This window comes from Streptomyces viridiviolaceus (assembly GCF_014650995.1).
GTDB classification, from domain to species: domain Bacteria; phylum Actinomycetota; class Actinomycetes; order Streptomycetales; family Streptomycetaceae; genus Streptomyces; species Streptomyces viridiviolaceus.
Map to the genome: position 1 here is coordinate 151,126 of NZ_BMWA01000013.1, position 16,665 is coordinate 167,790.

The 16,665-nt window shown below is 73.1% G+C and carries 19 protein-coding genes; all 19 read left to right on the top strand.

From position 1 onward, the window contains the following. Positions 1 to 294 precede the first annotated feature (294 nt). The 19 genes from IE260_RS20560 (at position 295) to IE260_RS20645 (ending at position 16,617) form a co-directional block, all read left to right on the top strand. Positions 295 to 984 carry a class I SAM-dependent methyltransferase gene (locus IE260_RS20560; protein ID WP_189873936.1) on the top strand — a complete coding sequence of 230 codons (690 nt, stop codon included), beginning with the start codon at positions 295 to 297 and terminating at the stop codon, positions 982 to 984. A 115-nt stretch (positions 985 to 1,099) separates the two neighbouring features. Beyond that, positions 1,100 to 1,417 (top strand): gas vesicle protein GvpO, encoded by a 318-nt coding sequence (locus IE260_RS20565; RefSeq protein ID WP_189873938.1) that lies wholly within the window; start codon positions 1,100 to 1,102, stop codon positions 1,415 to 1,417. A 33-nt stretch (positions 1,418 to 1,450) separates the two neighbouring features. Further along, positions 1,451 to 1,951, top strand: coding sequence for a gas vesicle protein GvpJ (gvpJ, locus tag IE260_RS20570; RefSeq protein ID WP_189873939.1), 501 nt, complete (start codon positions 1,451 to 1,453; stop codon positions 1,949 to 1,951). Next, positions 1,948 to 2,721, top strand: a complete 774-nt coding sequence (locus IE260_RS20575) for a GvpL/GvpF family gas vesicle protein (RefSeq protein ID WP_189873941.1) — start codon at positions 1,948 to 1,950, stop codon at positions 2,719 to 2,721. Before gvpJ ends, IE260_RS20575 begins: the two co-directional genes overlap by 4 nt. Positions 2,722 to 2,725: 4 nt before the next feature. Continuing rightward, positions 2,726 to 3,022, top strand: a complete 297-nt coding sequence (locus IE260_RS20580; RefSeq protein WP_189873943.1) for a gas vesicle protein GvpG — start codon at positions 2,726 to 2,728, stop codon at positions 3,020 to 3,022. Then, positions 3,019 to 3,684: a hypothetical protein gene (locus IE260_RS20585; protein ID WP_189873945.1), complete on the top strand. Its 666-nt coding sequence runs from the start codon at positions 3,019 to 3,021 to the stop codon at positions 3,682 to 3,684. The genes IE260_RS20580 and IE260_RS20585 overlap by 4 nt, the downstream gene beginning before the upstream one ends. Beyond that, on the top strand, positions 3,681 to 4,532 hold the full coding sequence (locus IE260_RS20590) for an SRPBCC family protein (RefSeq protein ID WP_189873947.1): 852 nt from the start codon (positions 3,681 to 3,683) through the stop codon (positions 4,530 to 4,532). Before IE260_RS20585 ends, IE260_RS20590 begins: the two co-directional genes overlap by 4 nt. Positions 4,533 to 4,550: 18 nt before the next feature. Beyond that, a complete protein-coding gene (locus IE260_RS20595; RefSeq protein ID WP_189873949.1) occupies positions 4,551 to 4,895 on the top strand; it encodes a gas vesicle protein in 345 nt (114 codons plus the stop codon). Further along, positions 4,892 to 5,761 (top strand): GvpL/GvpF family gas vesicle protein, encoded by an 870-nt coding sequence (locus IE260_RS20600; protein ID WP_189873951.1) that lies wholly within the window; start codon positions 4,892 to 4,894, stop codon positions 5,759 to 5,761. The genes IE260_RS20595 and IE260_RS20600 overlap by 4 nt, the downstream gene beginning before the upstream one ends. 35 nt (positions 5,762 to 5,796) lie before the next feature. After that, positions 5,797 to 6,006 carry a gas vesicle protein gene (locus tag IE260_RS20605; RefSeq protein WP_189874160.1) on the top strand — a complete coding sequence of 70 codons (210 nt, stop codon included), beginning with the start codon at positions 5,797 to 5,799 and terminating at the stop codon, positions 6,004 to 6,006. After that, positions 6,003 to 6,296: a gas vesicle protein K gene (locus IE260_RS20610; protein ID WP_189873953.1), complete on the top strand. Its 294-nt coding sequence runs from the start codon at positions 6,003 to 6,005 to the stop codon at positions 6,294 to 6,296. The genes IE260_RS20605 and IE260_RS20610 overlap by 4 nt, the downstream gene beginning before the upstream one ends. 92 nt (positions 6,297 to 6,388) lie before the next feature. Beyond that, entirely contained in the window at positions 6,389 to 7,549 is a 1,161-nt protein-coding gene (locus IE260_RS20615; protein WP_189873955.1) for a substrate-binding domain-containing protein, read from the top strand. 118 nt (positions 7,550 to 7,667) lie between these two features. After that, a complete protein-coding gene (locus IE260_RS20620) occupies positions 7,668 to 8,999 on the top strand; it encodes an ABC transporter substrate-binding protein (RefSeq protein WP_189873957.1) in 1,332 nt (443 codons plus the stop codon). Positions 9,000 to 9,024: 25 nt separating this feature from the next. Continuing rightward, complete coding sequence (locus IE260_RS20625) at positions 9,025 to 10,014, top strand: carbohydrate ABC transporter permease (protein ID WP_189873959.1); 990 nt, start codon at positions 9,025 to 9,027, stop codon at positions 10,012 to 10,014. Then, positions 10,011 to 10,874, top strand: coding sequence for a carbohydrate ABC transporter permease (locus IE260_RS20630; RefSeq protein WP_189873961.1), 864 nt, complete (start codon positions 10,011 to 10,013; stop codon positions 10,872 to 10,874). The genes IE260_RS20625 and IE260_RS20630 overlap by 4 nt, the downstream gene beginning before the upstream one ends. Beyond that, a complete protein-coding gene (locus tag IE260_RS20635) occupies positions 10,871 to 11,902 on the top strand; it encodes a hydroxyacid dehydrogenase (protein WP_189873963.1) in 1,032 nt (343 codons plus the stop codon). The genes IE260_RS20630 and IE260_RS20635 overlap by 4 nt, the downstream gene beginning before the upstream one ends. After that, positions 11,899 to 13,827: a DUF2264 domain-containing protein gene (locus tag IE260_RS20640; RefSeq protein WP_189873965.1), complete on the top strand. Its 1,929-nt coding sequence runs from the start codon at positions 11,899 to 11,901 to the stop codon at positions 13,825 to 13,827. Before IE260_RS20635 ends, IE260_RS20640 begins: the two co-directional genes overlap by 4 nt. Positions 13,828 to 14,037: 210 nt before the next feature. Beyond that, positions 14,038 to 14,163: a hypothetical protein gene (locus IE260_RS42610; protein ID WP_268254929.1), complete on the top strand. Its 126-nt coding sequence runs from the start codon at positions 14,038 to 14,040 to the stop codon at positions 14,161 to 14,163. Between the two features lie 174 nt (positions 14,164 to 14,337). Beyond that, positions 14,338 to 16,617, top strand: coding sequence for a catalase (locus IE260_RS20645; RefSeq protein WP_189873967.1), 2,280 nt, complete (start codon positions 14,338 to 14,340; stop codon positions 16,615 to 16,617). The last annotated feature ends 48 nt before the right edge of the window (positions 16,618 to 16,665 follow it).

Sequence of the window (16,665 nt, forward strand, 5' to 3'; positions counted from 1 at the left end):
CGTCGTTCGGCGGCCGTCGCCGGGGAGAACGCGGCCCCGGCCGGGCACGCGCGCGTACCACCGCGCCCGGCCGAGGGGGATCCCGGCGTGACCCGAAACCGCCGCACCCGGGGGACCGGTCCCGCCCGGTGGGACCGTACGTCGTGGATGTCGGACGCCGTCGCGCACCGGGTCCACGGGTTCACCACCGCGTCGGTGTACCAGGCTCTGCGCCGACCGGTCACCGGCGGCCGGCCTGTCGGCGGCGCGCCCGGCGGGGGGCGCCCTTGTCGGCCGCCCGCCCGCGGTGGAACGATGCCCGGCACCGGCACACCCCACGGAGGGACCCTCGTGACCGACGAGCAGCAACGGCCGCAGGCCGCCGCCGTGTTCGACGCGCTGGGCGCCGCCTACGAGAAGGCGTTCGCGGATTCGGAGGCGCACCGGCGTTCCCTGGAGTGGCTTCTCGGGCGGCTCGCGCCGGGCAGCCGGGTGCTGGACGTGGGCAGCGGCACGGGCCGGCCCACGGCCGAGACCCTCGCCGGCGCGGGCCACGACGTGCTGGGCGTCGACGTCTCACCCGTCATGGTGGAGCTCGCGACCCGGCAGGTGCCCGCCGCGTCCTTCCGATGTGCCGACATCCTCGACACCCCGCTCGCGGACGACTCCTTCGACGCGGTGTGCGTGTACTTCTCACTGCTCCAGATGGACCGCCGGACGCAGGCCGAGGTCGTGCGGCGGCTGGTGCGGGCGCTGAAACCGGCGGGACATCTGGTGCTCGCCACCGTGCCGTTGGACGTGGAGGGCGTCGACGGTCTCTTCATGGGCCGGCCCGTGCGCGTGACCAGCTTCCCCGCACAGGGCCTGACCGACCTGGTCCACGGGGCCGGTCTGGAGGTTCTGGACCGGGAGGAGCTGCTGTTCACCCCCGCCCACCCGGACGCCGTGCCGGAACCGCACCTCTTCCTGCACTGCCGGCGCCGGGGCACCGCACCGGGCGCCTGACACCGGCCCGCGCACCCGCAGGGCGGTGCCCGCCGCCGTGAGCGGGCGTCCACCGCAGCCCCGGATGGGGTAACTGCACACGCGCCGAGTGGACCACGCGGCCAGAGTGGTCAGCATGACAGAACCTGGCGAGCGGCGGCGCGGCACGACTTCCCCCACCTCGCGCGGGCGTGGCGTGCGGGACGCCCGGGACGCCGCCCAGCGCGCCGCGGACGGGCTGGCCGAACTCGTCCGGCACCGCCTGGAAGGCGTCTCCGCGGTGTGCCGGAGCGAGGAGGACGGCTGGATCGTCAACGTGGACGTGCTGGAGCTGGCGCGGATCCCGGACACCACCAGCCTGCTCGCCACCTACGAGGTCGAACTGGACCCGGCGGGCGATCTGCTGCAGTACCGCCGGATCGCCCGCTACCGGCGCGGTGCCCAGGACCAGTGACCGGCCCCCGAGGCCCGCTCCCGGAAGGACCGCATGATCACCTACGACGACGACATAGTCTGCGCGCCCCGCGCCGGAACCCTCTACGACGTACTCGAACTCATCCTCGACCGGGGCATGGTGATCGACGTCTTCGTACGCGTCTCCCTGGTCGGCATCGAGATCCTCAAGGTGGACGCCCGGATCGTGGTCGCGAGCGTCGACACGTACCTGCGGTTCGCCGAAGCCTGCAACCGCCTCGACCTGGAGCACGACGTGCGCTCCAAGACCGTCCCCGAACTGTTCGGCGGCCCGGTCGCCGCCACCATCGGCAGGGCGGGCGCCAGGCGCACCGCGCGCTCCCTGACCGACAAGGTGCGGGGTCTGCTCACCCCCGAGGAGGAGACGGAGGAACAGGAGCCGCTGCCCCGCGCCGGGCGTGAGGAACGCGGCCGGAGCCCCCAGCGGCCCCGCAGCCGGCCGGCCGGACGTCCCCGCGCCGAGGACGACCGTCCACGCCCGCGCACCCGCCGACGCCCGGAGACGGAGGAATGACCGTGACCGCAGCCATCACCACCACCGCCGCCACCGCCACCGCCCTCGACGCCCTGTACGTCTACGGCATCACGCCCGCCGGAGTCCGTACCCCGCGCGCCCAGGGGGTGAACGGCGCCCCGGTACGGCTGCTGACCGAGTCCGGGCTGTGCGCGGCGGTGTCGGCGGCGCCCGTCCGGCTCCTTCCCCGGCGCCGTGACCTGTCGGCCCATCAGGCGGTGCTGGACGAACTTGCGGCGCAGGGCCCCGTACTGCCCATGCGGTTCGCGGTCCTCTCCCCCGAAGCGGGCGTCCTGCGCTCCGAGCTGCGGTCCGACGCGGCGCACTGGACGAAGCAGCTCGACCGCGTCCGGGGGTGCGTCGAGATGAACGTCAAAGGAGCGGTCGTGCCGGGCTACTTCGCCGAACTGGTACGCCGTGACGAGAACCTGCGGGCGCTGGCCCGCCGGACACGGCGGCGGCCGGACTACGAGGCCAACGTCCGGCTGGGCGAGGCACTCGCCCGGAGCGTGCGCCGCGAGGCACGGCACGCGGCGCAGGAGGTCCTCACCCACCTCGCTCCGCTCGCCGTCCGTACCGTGCAGGGCCCGGTCGACGACGAGCAGGTGCTGAGCACGTCGTTCCTGGTGCGCTCCGCCGACGAGCCCCGGTTCCGGCAGGCCCTGGACGATCGGGCACGCGAGGTCGGGGACCGGCTGGCCCTCAGCGTGACCGGGCCCCTGCCGTGCTACAGCTTCGTGGACCCGCGTCCCGCGCCGGCCGGGCGGTGACGCGGTGGGCATCGTGAGCGGTCTCCTGCTGCTGCCGCTGGCGCCCGTGCGCGGCACGATGTGGGTCGCCGACCACCTGCTCCAGGAAGCCCGGCGCCAGGCCCACGACCCACGCACGGTCCACGCCCGCCTGGCCGCGCTCAACCGGGCCCTGGACGAGGGCGCCATCGACGAGGCGGCCTTCGAGAGGGAGGAGGAGCGGCTGCTCGCGCTCCTCGAACGTCCCGCGGTCCGCCGGCACGGCCGCATGCCCGTGACCGTGGTCCCGGCACACGGAAGGCATCAGGAAGGGCATCCATGAACGACAACAGAACGGCCCTGGCGGCGGCCGTGGCCGGCGGGTATCTGCTGGGCCGCACACGGAAGGCCGGACTGGCCCTGGCGGTCGGCTCCTACCTGGCGGGCCGGCGCCTCGGCCTCTCCCCCGGCCGGGTGCTGTCCCAGGGGCTGGGCAGGCTCCAGCAGGCGCCACAGCTGCAGGAGCTGACGGAACAGGTGCGGGGCGAGCTGCTGACCGCCGGGCGCGCGGCCTTCACCGCCGCCGCGAACCGCCGCCTCACCGGCTTGGCCGACACCCTCCGCGACCGGACCGACGCACTCACGGGCGCGAGCCGTGAGGGCGACGAGGAGGACTACGACGACACGGAGTACGACGACGACCACTACTACGACGACGACTCGGACGGTTACGGCTACGAGGACGAGGACGGACACCCCCAGGAGGAGGACGGATACCCCGAGGAGGAGGACGAGGCCGAGGAGGAGGGCGACGAGCCCGTTCCCGCGCCACCGCGGGAGGCGGCCCGGAAGGCTGCCGACAAGCCGGCCGGGAACGCGCCGCCGCGCAAGGCCGCTCCCGGCCGCATGGCGAAGAAGGCTCCCGCCAAGAGGGCTCCCGCGAAGAAGACCGCCGCTCCGGCGAAGCGGACCACGGGTCGTCCGGGCGCGGAGGGCCGGGGATGACCACGACCCAGGACCGACGCGTCCGCGACGAACACGACGAGGCGTCGCCCGTGAGCGGGCTCAAGGACGCCCTCGGCGGCTACCTCTCCGCCAAGGGACACAGCCTCGTGGGCAGAGCGGGGGACCGGATCGGCGGGCTGACCGACCGGTTGACGGACTACGCCCACGGCCGGGGCTCCGGCGCGCGGGGCGGGGCGCGGGGCGGCAGCGTCAAGGCCACGCACATCATGGAGACCGTCGACGTCGGCGTCCCCCTGCGCACCGCCTACGACCAGTGGACGTGTCTGGAGGACTTCAGCCGCTTCACCAAGGGGGTCCGCAGCGTCGGCCGGAACGACGAGACCGGCTCCGACTGGAACGTCAAAATCGGTCCGTCCAGCCGAAGTTGGAAGGCGACCGTCCAGGAGCAGGTGCCCGACGAGCGCATCGTCTGGACCTCCGAAGGAGCCAAGGGAAGCACCAACGGGGCGGTCACCTTCCACGCGCTGGCGCCCTCACTGACCCGGATCGTCGTGGTCGTCGAGTACTACCCGTCGGGCTTCTTCGAGAAGACCGGCAATCTGTGGCGTGCCCAGGGACGCCGGCTGCGGCTGGACCTGAAGCACTTCGCGCGGTACGTCACCCTGCGGGGCGACGGGGAGGTGGAGGGCTGGCGCGGTGAGATCCGCGACGGCGAAGTCGTCCGGACCCACGAGGAGGCGCTGGAGGAGGAGTACGAGTACGAGGAGGACGACGGAGAAGATGAGACCGCCGAGGACGACGAGGACGACGGCTACGAGGAGAGCGACACGGACGAGGACGACGAGGAGGGTGACGGTGACGACGAACGCGCCCGCCCGCGTCGGTGACATGCCGGGGAGCGCTCCGTGACCGACGTCGACCGCGGCTGCACCGACCTCGGCCCGCAGCCCTACGCGCCCGTCACCGGCAACCTCGCGGACCTGCTCGAACGGATCCTCGACAAGGGCATCGTCATCGCGGGCGACATCAAGATCGACCTGCTCGACATCGAGCTGCTCACCATCCGGCTGCGCCTGTTCATCGCCTCGGTGGACACCGCGAGGAAGGCGGGCATCGACTGGTGGGAGACCGACCCGGCGCTCTCCTCGCGGGCCGCCCGGGACGCGCTGGCCGAGGAGAACGCGCGCCTGCGCGCCCGGCTCGACGCCCTCGAGGACGCCGCCGAGGAGACGGTGGAGGCCGTCCGGTGAGCCGGCACCCGGCCGTTGTTCCGGCCCCCGGCGCGCGGGACGCGCGGTCCCCCACCGTCGTCTGGGCGTTCGCCGTCACCCGCACCCCGCCCTCCGAGGACACGCTGGTCATGACGACGGCGCACGAGGAGGGTGGTCCACTGCGCGTCCTGCGGGCCGGAAGCCTGTGCCTGGTCGTCCAGGACGTGCCGGCGGCGCTCTTCGACGAGACCGCGCTGAGGGAACGTCTCGAAACCCCCGACGACCTCGAACGCTGCGCCCGGGCCCACCACCGAGGCGTCGAGGCGGCCTCTCGGGCAGGCACCGTGGTGCCGCTGCCCATGGCGACCCTGTACCGGGGCGACCTCAACGCGGCGCGGGCCGTCGCCTCGCGTGAGGCGGCGCTCGCATCCCTGCTCGACCGGCTCGCGGACCGTACGGAGTGGGCGGTGAAGGTGCACGCCGCCGAGACGAACGCCCCCCTCGAAAGCGCCACCGACACCGGCACCGGAACCGGCACCGGCACCGGCGGACGGGCCTACCTCAGCCGCGCCAGCGCACGACGGCGCGCTCGGCTGGACGCACGCGGGAAGGCCCTGGCGGAGGCGGAGGCCGTCGACGCGGAACTGCGGCGCCACGCCGTCGCGGCGACGCGGCACCGTCCGCAGAGCGAGCAGCTGACCGGTCGCCGCGCCCCGCAACTGCTCAACGCCGCCTACCTGGTGGACGACGCGGAGCGGGCCGCCTTCGCCGCGGCCCTGGACCGGATCGGGGCGGACGGCCGGCACCCGGCCGTGGAGGTCAGCGCGTCGGGGCCCTGGATCCCGTACTCCTTCGCCCGGTTGGACGAGGAGAGCGAGCACACGGAACGGGAGGACGCTCCGTGACCGGCGTGGACACCCGCTCGCCGGGCCCGGCGCACGTGCCCTGGGACGGCCCGGAGCCGTACGCGCCCGTCGGGCTCCCGCTCGTGGACCTGCTGGACCGGGTCCTGGCCACCGGAGTGGTCGTCAGCGGGGACCTGGTGCTGGCCATCGCCGACGTTCCCCTGGTGCGCATCTCACTGCACGCGCTGCTGTCGTCGGTCAACGAGCGGATGCCCGCTCCCTGGTCGGACAGCGGGCCGCTGTGACCGCCCGCCCGGCCCACGCCCTCGACCTGGACCCCGAGCGGGTCACGAAGGACCTGGCCTCCCTCGTGCTGACCGTCGTGGAACTGCTCCGGCAGCTCATGGAACGCCAGGCCGTGCGTCGCTTCGACGAGGGCACACTGAGCGCGGAGCAGGAGGACCGGCTGGGCACGGCGCTCATGCTGCTCGACGAGCGCATGGACGACCTGTGCGCGCAGCACGGCCTGAGCCGGAGCGACCTCAACCTGGACCTGGGGCCGCTGGGTCCCCTCCTCGCCGATCCGGAGCCCTGAACGGGGGACCGAGCACCCGGACGACCGGACCGCGCGATCGTTATGATGGCGCTGAAACGCTCAAACGAACATCTCCGGGTGGGGGAGGTCCGATGCGGGAGCCGGTCGATCTCAGGCGCCAGCGCATTCTGGCGGCGGTGCAGGCGCGCGGCTCCGCGCGGGTGCGTGACCTCGCCGCCGAGTTGCAGGTCTCGGTGGTGACGGTGCGCCGGGACGTGGAGGAGCTGACCCGCGAGGGCAGGCTGCTGCGCGGGCACGGCGTCGTCCGTTCGACGGTGCCCGCCCGGGAGGCGCCCACGGGCGGCCTGGAGGACGCGGACCGGGTGGCCGTCGTGGTCCCGGCCCGGCACTCGTATCTGAACGAGATCCTGCACGGCGCCCGCACGGTCCTGGACGAGGCCGGCCTGCGCTTCGCGCTGCACATCGCGCCCCAGGCGGCCGGCGCCGAACGCCCGCTGGTCGAGCGCGCGCTGGAGGACGGCGCCCGGGGCCTGCTGATCGCGCCCCGGTGGCGGAGTCTGGCGGCCGAGGAGGCCGACCACGGGTGGCTGGCCGCACTGGAGGTGCCGACGGTGCTGATGGAGCGGCGCCCGCGGCCGGGCAGCGCGCCGCACGGGCTCGACTCGGTGTGCTCCGACCACTGGTACGGGGCGCACCTGGCGGTGGAGCACCTGGTGGGGCTGGGTCACCGGCGGATGGTGTTCGCGACGCGGGAGGACAGTCCGACGGCGCGTTCGCTGCGGGCCGCGTTCACGCGGATCGCCGGCGAGCATCCGCTGGTGGAGGACTGGGCGTGGGCGCTGAGCGCGCCGGACGCCGGGCAGGAGGGGCCGTACGCCGCGCACGAGACGGCCGAGTTGCCCGCGCTGCTGCGCAAGGTGGGAGCGACCGCCGTGGTGCTGCACGGCGACGTGGACGCGGTGATGCTCGTCCAGCGACTGGCGGCCGACGGGGTGCGGGTCCCGGAGGACTGCTCGGTGGTGGCGTACGACGACGTGGTGGCCGGTCTGGCCACGCCCGCGCTGACGGCCGTGTCCCCGCCGAAGGCGGAGGTGGGCCGGGTGGCCGCGGAGCTGTTGCTGCAGCGTCTGAGGGGTGCGCCGGAGACCGGAGGGGCGGTCCGGCGGGTCGAGTTGCTGCCCCGGCTGATGGTGCGGGGATCGACGCGACGCATCGACGACGCGGCCGACGACTCGGGTGACGGCTCGAGGGACAGCTCATCTGGCGGGTCGACTGACGGGTCAACTGAATGAGCGTTTGAGCGTTTTATTTTCTTCTGATCGATCTATTGACCGTTTGCGCTGGGGCGTTGAGTATTCCCGTGTCCCGAACAGTCGTGTCCGCAGACACGCAGGAGCCGCGGGAGGCGCCATGCCCGGTCGACGCAGCCGTCGATCCGTGCTCGCCGCGATGGCCGCCGTACCGCTGACAGGAGCCGTGAGCGCCTGCAGCGGGGACAACGGCAGGCCGTCGGGCGGCACGAGCCGTACCACGCGCATCACCTTCTGGTCCGCCCTGCGCGGCAGCCAGGAGGTGGTCGACGCCTTCAATCGCACGCACGACCGCATCCAGGTCGACTTCCAGCAGATCCCCTCCGGCGGGCAGGGCGGCTACGCCAAGCTCAGCAACGCCGCCCGGGCCGGCAACGCCCCCGACGTCGCCACGATCGAGTACCCGCAGGTGCCGGGGTACGCCATCGACGGCGTCGCCCGTGACATCACCGACCTGGTCGGCGAGCGCCTGCGCCGCAGACTGCTGCCGCAGGCGCTCGGGCTGACCACCTTCGAGGGGCGGGTGTTCAGCGTGCCGCTGGACGTCGAGCCCATGGTGATGCACTACCGCGCCGACCTGTTCGACCACTACGGGCTCGAAGTCGCCCGCACCTGGGACGAGTTCGCCGAGCAGGCGGCCACCGTGCGCCGCAAGGCGCCCGGCCGGCGGCTGGTGCTGTTCCCGACCGACGGCATGACGCAGTTCGCCGCGTACGCCTGGCAGGCCGGAGCCAGGTGGTTCGACACCTCCCGCGGCGCCTGGAACGTGTCCCTCGCCGATGCGCCCAGCCGGCGGGTGGCGTCGTACTGGCAACGGCTCATCGACCGCGACGACGTCTTCATGAACGCCGTCGAGAGCAGACAGTCCGACGCGCAGATCGGCGACGGACTGGTCCTCACCCGGCTCAGCGGGGCCTGGGACGCGGGGGCGCAGATGAACGCGCGGCCCGGGCAGAAGGGTCAGTGGCGGATCGCCCCGCTGCCGCAGTGGGACACCGGCCGCCCGGCCGTCGGCACGCACGGCGGTTCCACCTTCGCCGTCACCAAGGACAGCCGTCACCCCGAGGCCGCGATGGAGTTCATCGAGTGGCAGGTCTCCCACCCCGACGCCCTGCGCGCCCGGCTCTCCAGCGGCACCAGCAGTCAGTACCCGGCCGCCCCCGGCCTGGTCTCCGTGGGACGCGAGGCGTTCGACCGGTCGTACTACGGCGGGCAGGACATCTACGGCCTGTTCGAGGAGGAGGCCGCGAAGATCGGCGAGCAATGGGTCTGGGGGCCGCGGATGAGCGCCACCCAGAAGGTGATGCAGGACTCCTTCGCCCGCGTCGGCGGCGGCCAGGGCAGCATCGTCGAGTCCCTGCGGACCGCGCAGGAGGGGACCATGCCCGACCTCAAGGCCCTCGGCCTTTCCACCACCCAGCACAGCACCTGAGCCGACGAAAGGCAGGTGACACCCCATGACCGCGACCACCCAGCAACGGGTGCCGGCCGGCACGGTCCGCGCCGCCGACCCGGCCCCCTCCGCCGCCGGGCTGCGCGCCCGCAGAGCGGCCAGGCGCCGTCAACTGACCGCCTGCGGCGTGCTCATGACGCCGTTCTTCGCCCTTCTGCTCACCATATTCCTGATCCCCGTCGGCACCGCCGTCTACCTCAGCTTCTACAGCGACGACCAGCCCGGCCTCGGCTTCGGCCCCGAGCGCACCGTCTTCGTCGGTCTGCGCTCCTACGCGGCCGTGCTGACCGACCCCACGTTCCTCGGCGGGCTCGGCACCGTCGCGCTGTACTGCCTGATCTACATCCCGCTCATGGTCGCCGGCGCGCTCGCCCTCGCCCTGCTGCTGGACTCCGGCGTGGTCCGCCTGCGCGCCTTCGCCCAGCTGGGCCTGTTCCTGCCGCACGCGGTGCCCGGCATCATCGCGGCCCTGATCTGGCTGTACCTCTACACCCCGGGCATCAGCCCGGTGATCGACCTGTTCGCCCGAGCCGACATCACGATCGACTTCCTCGGCGTGCACACGGTGATCCCGTCCATCGTGAACATCGCCGTGTGGAGCAACCTGGGCTACAACATGGTGGTCTTCTACGCCGCCCTGCAGGCCGTGCCCCGCGAGGTGATCGAGGCGTCCGTGGTGGACGGGGCGGGACCGGTGCGCACGGCGCTCCAGGTCAAGACGCCCCTGGTGCGCGCCTCCGTCGTCATGGTGGCGATCTTCACCTTGATCTGGGCGCTGCAGCTCTTCACCGAGCCGATGCTGCTCAGCCAGTCGTCCCCCATGATCAACTCCCGGTTCTCACCGAGCATGTACATCTACGACGCGGCCTTCACCCGCAACAACTACAGCCTGGCGGCGGCCGCCTCGGTGGTCCTGCTGGTGTGCACCATCGCCCTGTCCTACGGCGTCACCCGCTTCACCAGCCGCGCCGACGTCGCCGAGGAGGCCCGATGAGCGCCACCGACAGCTCCCTGCCGCGCCCGAAGCTGCTGGGCCGTACGACGGTCAACGTGGTCGTCGCCATCTCCGTCCTCTACACCCTGCTGCCCGTGCTGTGGCTGGTGCTCGCCGCCACGAAGGACCGGGACGCGTTGTTCGGCAGCGACCTGCTGTCCCTGAGCGACTTCTCCTTCGTGCAGAACCTCGAGGACCTGTTCGCCATGGACGGCGGACTGTACGGCCGCTGGTACGTCAACAGCCTGCTGTACGCGGTGCTGGGTGCCGGTGTGGGCGCGCTGCTGAGCGTGGCCTGCGGGTACGCCTTCGACAAGTACCGCTTCCGCCACAAGGAGAAGCTGTTCGGCCTGGTGCTGGCGGCGGTCATGGTGCCGCAGACGGTCCTCGCGCTGCCGCTGTACCTGATGGCCTCCGAGGCCGGCCTGGTCAACACCTTCTGGGCGGTGTTCATCCCGGTGCTGTTCAATCCGTTCGGCGTCTATCTCGGCCGCATCTTCAGCAGGGGTTACGTGCCCGACGAGGTCCTGGAGGCGGCGCGGGTGGACGGGGCGGGCGAGCTGACCACGTACGCCCGGGTGGCGCTGCGGATGCTCGGCCCCGGCTTGATCACCGTGTTCCTGTTCCAGCTCACCGCCATCTGGAACAACTTCTTCCTGCCCATGGTGATGCTGTCCGACCAGGACCTGTATCCCGTCAGCCTCGGCCTGTACCAGTGGAACAGCTCCGCGTCCGTCTCACCGGAGTACTACCCCGTGGTGATCATGGGCTCCTTGCTCGCCGTACTGCCGCTCATCCTCGCCTTCGTGCTGCTCCAGCGTTTCTGGCGCAGCGGACTGACCGCCGGAGCCGTCAAGTGACCGTGCACGCCCCCGGCCCCGGATTCCGGCCCCGCGCCGCCGTGGCCATGTCCGAGGACGCCGCCTCGGCCGTCCTCGACCCGGAGTCGCTCGCCGCGTTCCGCGCGCTCTGCGACCTCGCCCCGTTCCCGGTGCTGGACGACCTGTCCACACCGCGGGCGAGGTCCCTGCTGGCCGACACCGACCTGCTGATCACCGGCTGGGGCTGTCCGCCGCTGGACGCGGAGGTGCTGCGTGCCGCGCCGCGGCTGCGGGCCGTGGTGCACACCGCGGGCAGCGTCCGCGGGCATGTCACCGACGCGTGCTGGGAGCGCGGCATCGAGGTCTCCTCCGCCGCCGCGGCCAACGCCGTGCCGGTGGCCGAGTACACCCTCGGCATGATCCTGCTGACCGGCAAGGGCGTCCTGGAGCGGGCCCGTGACTACCGGGTGTCCCGGACGCGCGGCAACTGGCTGCGCACCCCGCGCACCGTCGGCAACTACCACCGCACCGTCGGCATCCTGTCGGCCTCGCTGATCGGCCGCCGGGTGATCGAGCTGCTGCGCCCGCACGACATCCACGTGCTGCTGCACGACCCGTACGTCGGTGACGCGGACGCGGCCGCCCTCGGGGTCGAACGCGTGGAGCCGGCGGAGCTGTTCGCGCGCTGCGACACGGTCAGCGTGCACACGCCGCTGCTGCCGGCCACCCGCCACCTGGTGAGCCGTGAGCTGATCGACGCGATGCCGCACGGCGCCGTGCTCATCAACACCTCGCGCGGCGCGGTCGTCGACCAGGAGGCGCTGACCGACGCCGTCCTCGCGGGCCGGGTCCGGGCCGTGCTCGACGTGACCGATCCCGAGGCGCTGCCGCCGGAGCATCCGTTGTGGGACGCCGAGCACGCGCTGATCACCCCCCATCTCGCCGGTTCCGAGGGCAACGAGTGGCGCCGGCTGGCCGATCTCGCGCTCTCCGAGACCGCCCGCTGGGCGTCCGGTGCCGGCTTCCTCCATCCCGTACGACGCGAAAGGCTGGCCTTCCTGGCATGAGCATCCCGTTCGAACTGCCCGCCGAGGACCGCGCGTCGAGCCCGTACACCGGTTGGACCCGGGCCCACTGGGAGGCCGTCGCCGACGGGCTCCTGACCGCGGCCTGGCGTTGGAGCACCCCCGGCTGCGCCCTGCTCGACCTGCCGGGCCGGCCCTCCCGCTCGGGCGTCCGGTCCGACGGCCTGGAGGGCTATGCCCGCACGTTCCTGGCGGCGGCCTTCCGGGTGGCGGGCGCCGGCGGCGACGATCCTCACGGCTTCCTGGACCGCTACGCGCGGGGCCTGGCGTCGGGCACCCGCACGCCCGGCCGCGACGACACCGAGTCCTGGCCGCTGATCCTCGACCACGACGTGCAGGGCCAGCCCATGGTCGAGTCGGCGTCGGTCGCGCTCGGGCTGCGGCTGACCGCGCCCTGGCTGTGGAAGAACCTCGACGCCGGGGTCCAGGACCGGGCGGAGGAGTGGCTGCGCGGGGCGCTGCGGCACGTGCCCGCACCGAACAACTGGTACCTGTTCCCCTACACCGTGGCCGGATTCCTGGAGTCGGTCGGCCGCGGCGACGCCGAGACGGCGGCGGCCCGTGAGCGCGCGACGGAGCTGATGGAGGGCTGGTACCGGGGCGACGGCTGGTACGCCGACGGCGACGGCCGCGCCTTCGACCACTACAACGGCTGGGCCCTGCACCTGTATCCGGTGCTGGACGCCCACCTGCGCGGTGACACCGGGATCGCCGTCCGTCACGGCGAGCGGCTGCGCGCCCACCTCGACGGCTTCGCCCTGATGTTCGGCGCGGACGGGGCGCCGCTGCACTTCGGCCGGTCGCTGACGTACCGCTTCGCCGCCTCGGCCGCCGTGAGCCTGGGCGCGCTGACCGGGCACACCCCGCTGACGCCGGGCGCCTCCCGGCGGCTGGCGAGCGGCAGCCTGCGCCATTTCCTCGACCGCGGGGCGCTGACCGGCGACGGGCTGCTCGGCCTCGGCTGGTACGGGCCGCACGAGGCCACGTTGCAGCCGTACTCCGGGCCGGCCTCGCCCTACTGGGCGTCGAAGGCGTTCGTGTCGCTGCTGGCGCCCGCCGGTCATCCGCTGTGGACGGCCACGGAGGAACCCGCGCCGGTGGAGGAGGCCGACCGGGTGCTCGCCCTGCCGGCGCCGGGACTGCTGGTGCAGGCGACGCGCGCCGACGGGATCGTCCGGCTGCACAACCACGGCAGCGACCACGTACGGCCGCACGAGGGCGAGTCGGCCGCCGAGGACGACCCGCACTACGGACGGCAGGCGTACTCGACGCGGACCGGTCCGACGGCGTCCGACAACGTCGCGGACAACCATCTGTCGGTGGAGGTGAACGGCCGGCGCAGCGTGCGGCGCCGGATCCGTCCACTCGGCGCCGGACAGGGCGACGGCTGGGGCTGGGCGGCGTCCTGGCACCGGCCCGTCTTCGCGGGCGGGCCCCCGATGGTGCCGGGGCTGCGCGTGGAGAGCGTGACCGTGGCGCACGGGCCGTACGAACTGCGGGTGCACCGGGTGGCCGGAGCACCGGCGGGGGCCCGGGTCACGCACACCGGGTGGGCCACCGGCCCGGAGGAGTCCCTGGTCTCGGCGCTGCATGGACTGCACGGCTGGGAGGCCGGCCCCGAAACGGTCCGCGCCCCGCGGGGCACCGCCTACACCCCGTGGGCGCGGATGCCCCGCCTCAGCGGCGCGGCGGGCGGTACCACCGTGCACGTCTGTCTGGCCGCCCTCACCGCCGCGCCGGGCCCCGGTCCGCTGGCGGAAGCCGTCACGGAGGTCACGGCCGACGACACCGGTGTCGACGTGGTCTGGGCGGACGGCGGTGCGCGCACCCGGGTCTCCTTCGATCCGGTACGGGTGACGCAGGTGGCGGGTGGGCCGGACGGGGAGACGCCGACGAAGTCCTCCTGAACGGCGCGCGGCGGCCGTCGACGGCCGCCGCGCATGTTCGAGCAAGGCCGGCCCCAGGGGATCGTGGCCCAGGGCCCGGCGGACGCGGGGGCGATGCCGTGCCGCCCCGCGCGCGATCGTGTGCGCCGCTCCCCCGTGCGCTCGTCTCCGGTGGCGCGCCGCATCCGGGCCGGTGACGCTGGTACGGCACCGGTGAGAAGGAGCTCCCCCATGGACCAGTCGTCGTGCGCCGTGATCGCGGCCCGGGCCGAGTCGGTTCCGTCCGACGCTCCGGCGGAGGCCGCCGCCGCGCCCCGGCGTCAGGGCGGGACCACCGACGAGGAGACCGCCGGCTGAGCGAACGTCCGCTGTCCCGCACGCCTCGCCCGATCTCATCGGACACGACCCGCCGCAACTGCGCATGCCTTGAGCCCCGGTGTCTGGGTACGCGGTCACGGCGCCACCACGGCAGTCGGTGCTCGAACACGTCCGGCCGCGCGCAGCGGCCCGCCCAGAACGGAGAAATGGCTGATGAGCGAGGCCAACCCCCTCAAGCGGGTAGCCCACAAGGTCACGGAGAGCCTGCAGGGCGACGGTGGTGGACCGGCCGAGGGGATTCCCGGCAGGCCCGCCACCGAGTCCCCCTCGGTCGCCGAACCCACCGAGCCGCGGGATCCGCTGCCCCCCAAGCCGGACCAGAGCGGTCCGGACACCGTGTCGCCGACCGGTCAGCCCACGGGCGCCGACCAGGCCAGGATGGCGCAGTCCGGCAGCTACCTGACGACCGCTCAGGGCGCCCGGCTGTACGACACCGACCACTCGCTGAAGGCCGGGCCGCGCGGGCCCGTGCTGCTGCAGGACCACCACCTGCGCGAGAAGGTCATGCACTTCGACCACGAGCGCATCCCGGAGCGCGTGGTCCACGCCCGCGGCGCGGCGGCGCACGGTGTCTTCCAGAGCTACGGCACGGCGGCCTCCGTGACCAAGGCCGCGTTCCTCGCCGAGGACGTGGAGACGCCGGTGTTCGTGCGCTTCTCCACGGTGGTGGGCTCGCGGGGGTCCGCCGACACCGTGCGGGACACACGCGGGTTCGCGACGAAGTTCTACACCAGCGAGGGCGTCTTCGACCTGGTCGGCAACAACATCCCGGTCTTCTTCATCCAGGACGCCATCAAGTTCCCGGACATCATCCACGCCGTCAAGCCGCAGCCGGACCGGGAGATCCCGCAGGCGCAGAGCGCGCACGACACCTTCTGGGACTTCGTCAGCCTGCACACCGAGGCCACCCACCACACCCTGTGGCACATCTCCGACCGGGGCATCCCGCGTTCCTTCCGGATGATGGAGGGTTTTGGCGTCCACACCTTCCGTCTGGTGAACGCGGAGGGCGGCACGACGCTGGTGAAGTTCCACTGGAAGCCCAGGCTGGGCGTGCACTCCCTGGTGTGGGAGGAGGCGCAGCTCATCAACGGCGTCGACCCCGATTTCCACCGCCGGGACCTCGCCGACGCCATCGAGTCGGGGGCCCATCCGCAGTGGGAGCTCGGCATCCAGACCTTCCCCGACACCCCCGACCAGACCTTCGAGGGCATCGACCTGCTGGACCCGACGAACATCGTCCCCGAGGAGCTGGCGCCGGTGCAGCCGGTGGGGCTGCTGACCCTCAACCGCAACCCGTCCAACTTCTTCGCCGAGACGGAGCAGGTCGCCTTCCACGTGGGCCACCTCGTGCCGGGCATCGACATCACCGACGATCCGCTGCTCGCGGGGCGGTTGTTCTCCTACCTGGACACCCAGATCACCCGCCTGGGCGGCCCCAACTTCGCGCAGATCCCCATCAACCGCCCCCACGCGCCGGTCAACGACATGCTGCGCGACGGCATGCACCAGACGGCCGTCCACCGGGGCGTCGCCCCCTACCGGCCCAACTCGCTGGACGGTGGCTGCCCGTTCACCGCGGGAGCGGACACCGGGGCGTACATCGAGGCGCCGGTGCGTGTCGCGGAGGCGACGAAGGTGCGTCAGGCGCCGGAGTCGTTCGCGGACCACTTCAGCCAGCCGCGCCGGTTCTGGCTGAGCATGAGCCCGGTGGAGCGCGAGCACATCATCGGCGCCTACACCTTCGAGCTGAGCAAGTGCTACGAACAGGCCATCAAGGAACGGGCGTTGCAGGTGCTGGCCAACATCGACACGGAGCTGTGCGAGGCGGTCGCCGCGGGCCTCGGGCTGCCGGCCCCGAAGCCGACGGTGCCACTGGCCGACGTCGAGCCCAGCCCGGCGCTGTCGCAGGTCGGCCGGACGTGGCCGGCCGACGGCCGCATCATCGGCATCGTGACCGGCGAGGACGGCGACGTGGACGGCGTGCGTGCCGTGCGCGAGGCGGTCCTGAACGCCGGCATGGTCCCGCTGGTCGTGGCGCCGACCGGCGGCACCCTCGGCTCGGGCGACGGGGCGCTGAGCGTCCAGCGCACCTACGCCACCGCGCGTTCGGTCGAGTTCGACGCCGTCCTGCTGGCGGGGACGCCGGGCGTGGGCAGCGACGCCTACACCGCGCGGGACGCCAAGTCCGCCCCGTCGCCCGCGCAGGGGCGGACTACCGACCCCCGGGTGAACCTGCTGGTGTCCGAGGCGTTCCGGCACGGCAAGGCCATCGGTGTCTGGGCGGGCGGCGAGGCCGCCCTCGGGGCGGCGGGCGTGCCCACCGACGCTCCCGGCGTGGTCGTCGCCGAATCCGGTACGGCCGCGCTGTCGCGGGTCACCGAACTGCTGGGCGCGCACCGGGTGTGGGAACGCTTCAACACCCAGGTCTGAGACCCGCTCGCCGCCGGGCCGGGTGCCGTGTCGGCGTCCGGCCCGGCG

Coding starts and splice junctions, on each gene's coding strand:
- IE260_RS20620 (WP_189873957.1), top strand. CDS start 7,668: ATGCCCGGTCGACGCAGCCGTCGATCCGTGCTCGCCGCGATGGCCGCC.
- IE260_RS20590 (WP_189873947.1), top strand. CDS start 3,681: ATGACCACGACCCAGGACCGACGCGTCCGCGACGAACACGACGAGGCG.
- IE260_RS20630 (WP_189873961.1), top strand. CDS start 10,011: ATGAGCGCCACCGACAGCTCCCTGCCGCGCCCGAAGCTGCTGGGCCGT.
- IE260_RS20560 (WP_189873936.1), top strand. CDS start 295: ATGCCCGGCACCGGCACACCCCACGGAGGGACCCTCGTGACCGACGAG.
- IE260_RS20625 (WP_189873959.1), top strand. CDS start 9,025: ATGACCGCGACCACCCAGCAACGGGTGCCGGCCGGCACGGTCCGCGCC.
- IE260_RS20645 (WP_189873967.1), top strand. CDS start 14,338: ATGAGCGAGGCCAACCCCCTCAAGCGGGTAGCCCACAAGGTCACGGAG.
- gvpJ (WP_189873939.1), top strand. CDS start 1,451: ATGATCACCTACGACGACGACATAGTCTGCGCGCCCCGCGCCGGAACC.
- IE260_RS42610 (WP_268254929.1), top strand. CDS start 14,038: ATGGACCAGTCGTCGTGCGCCGTGATCGCGGCCCGGGCCGAGTCGGTT.
- IE260_RS20575 (WP_189873941.1), top strand. CDS start 1,948: ATGACCGTGACCGCAGCCATCACCACCACCGCCGCCACCGCCACCGCC.
- IE260_RS20615 (WP_189873955.1), top strand. CDS start 6,389: ATGCGGGAGCCGGTCGATCTCAGGCGCCAGCGCATTCTGGCGGCGGTG.
- IE260_RS20640 (WP_189873965.1), top strand. CDS start 11,899: ATGAGCATCCCGTTCGAACTGCCCGCCGAGGACCGCGCGTCGAGCCCG.
- IE260_RS20565 (WP_189873938.1), top strand. CDS start 1,100: ATGACAGAACCTGGCGAGCGGCGGCGCGGCACGACTTCCCCCACCTCG.
- IE260_RS20585 (WP_189873945.1), top strand. CDS start 3,019: ATGAACGACAACAGAACGGCCCTGGCGGCGGCCGTGGCCGGCGGGTAT.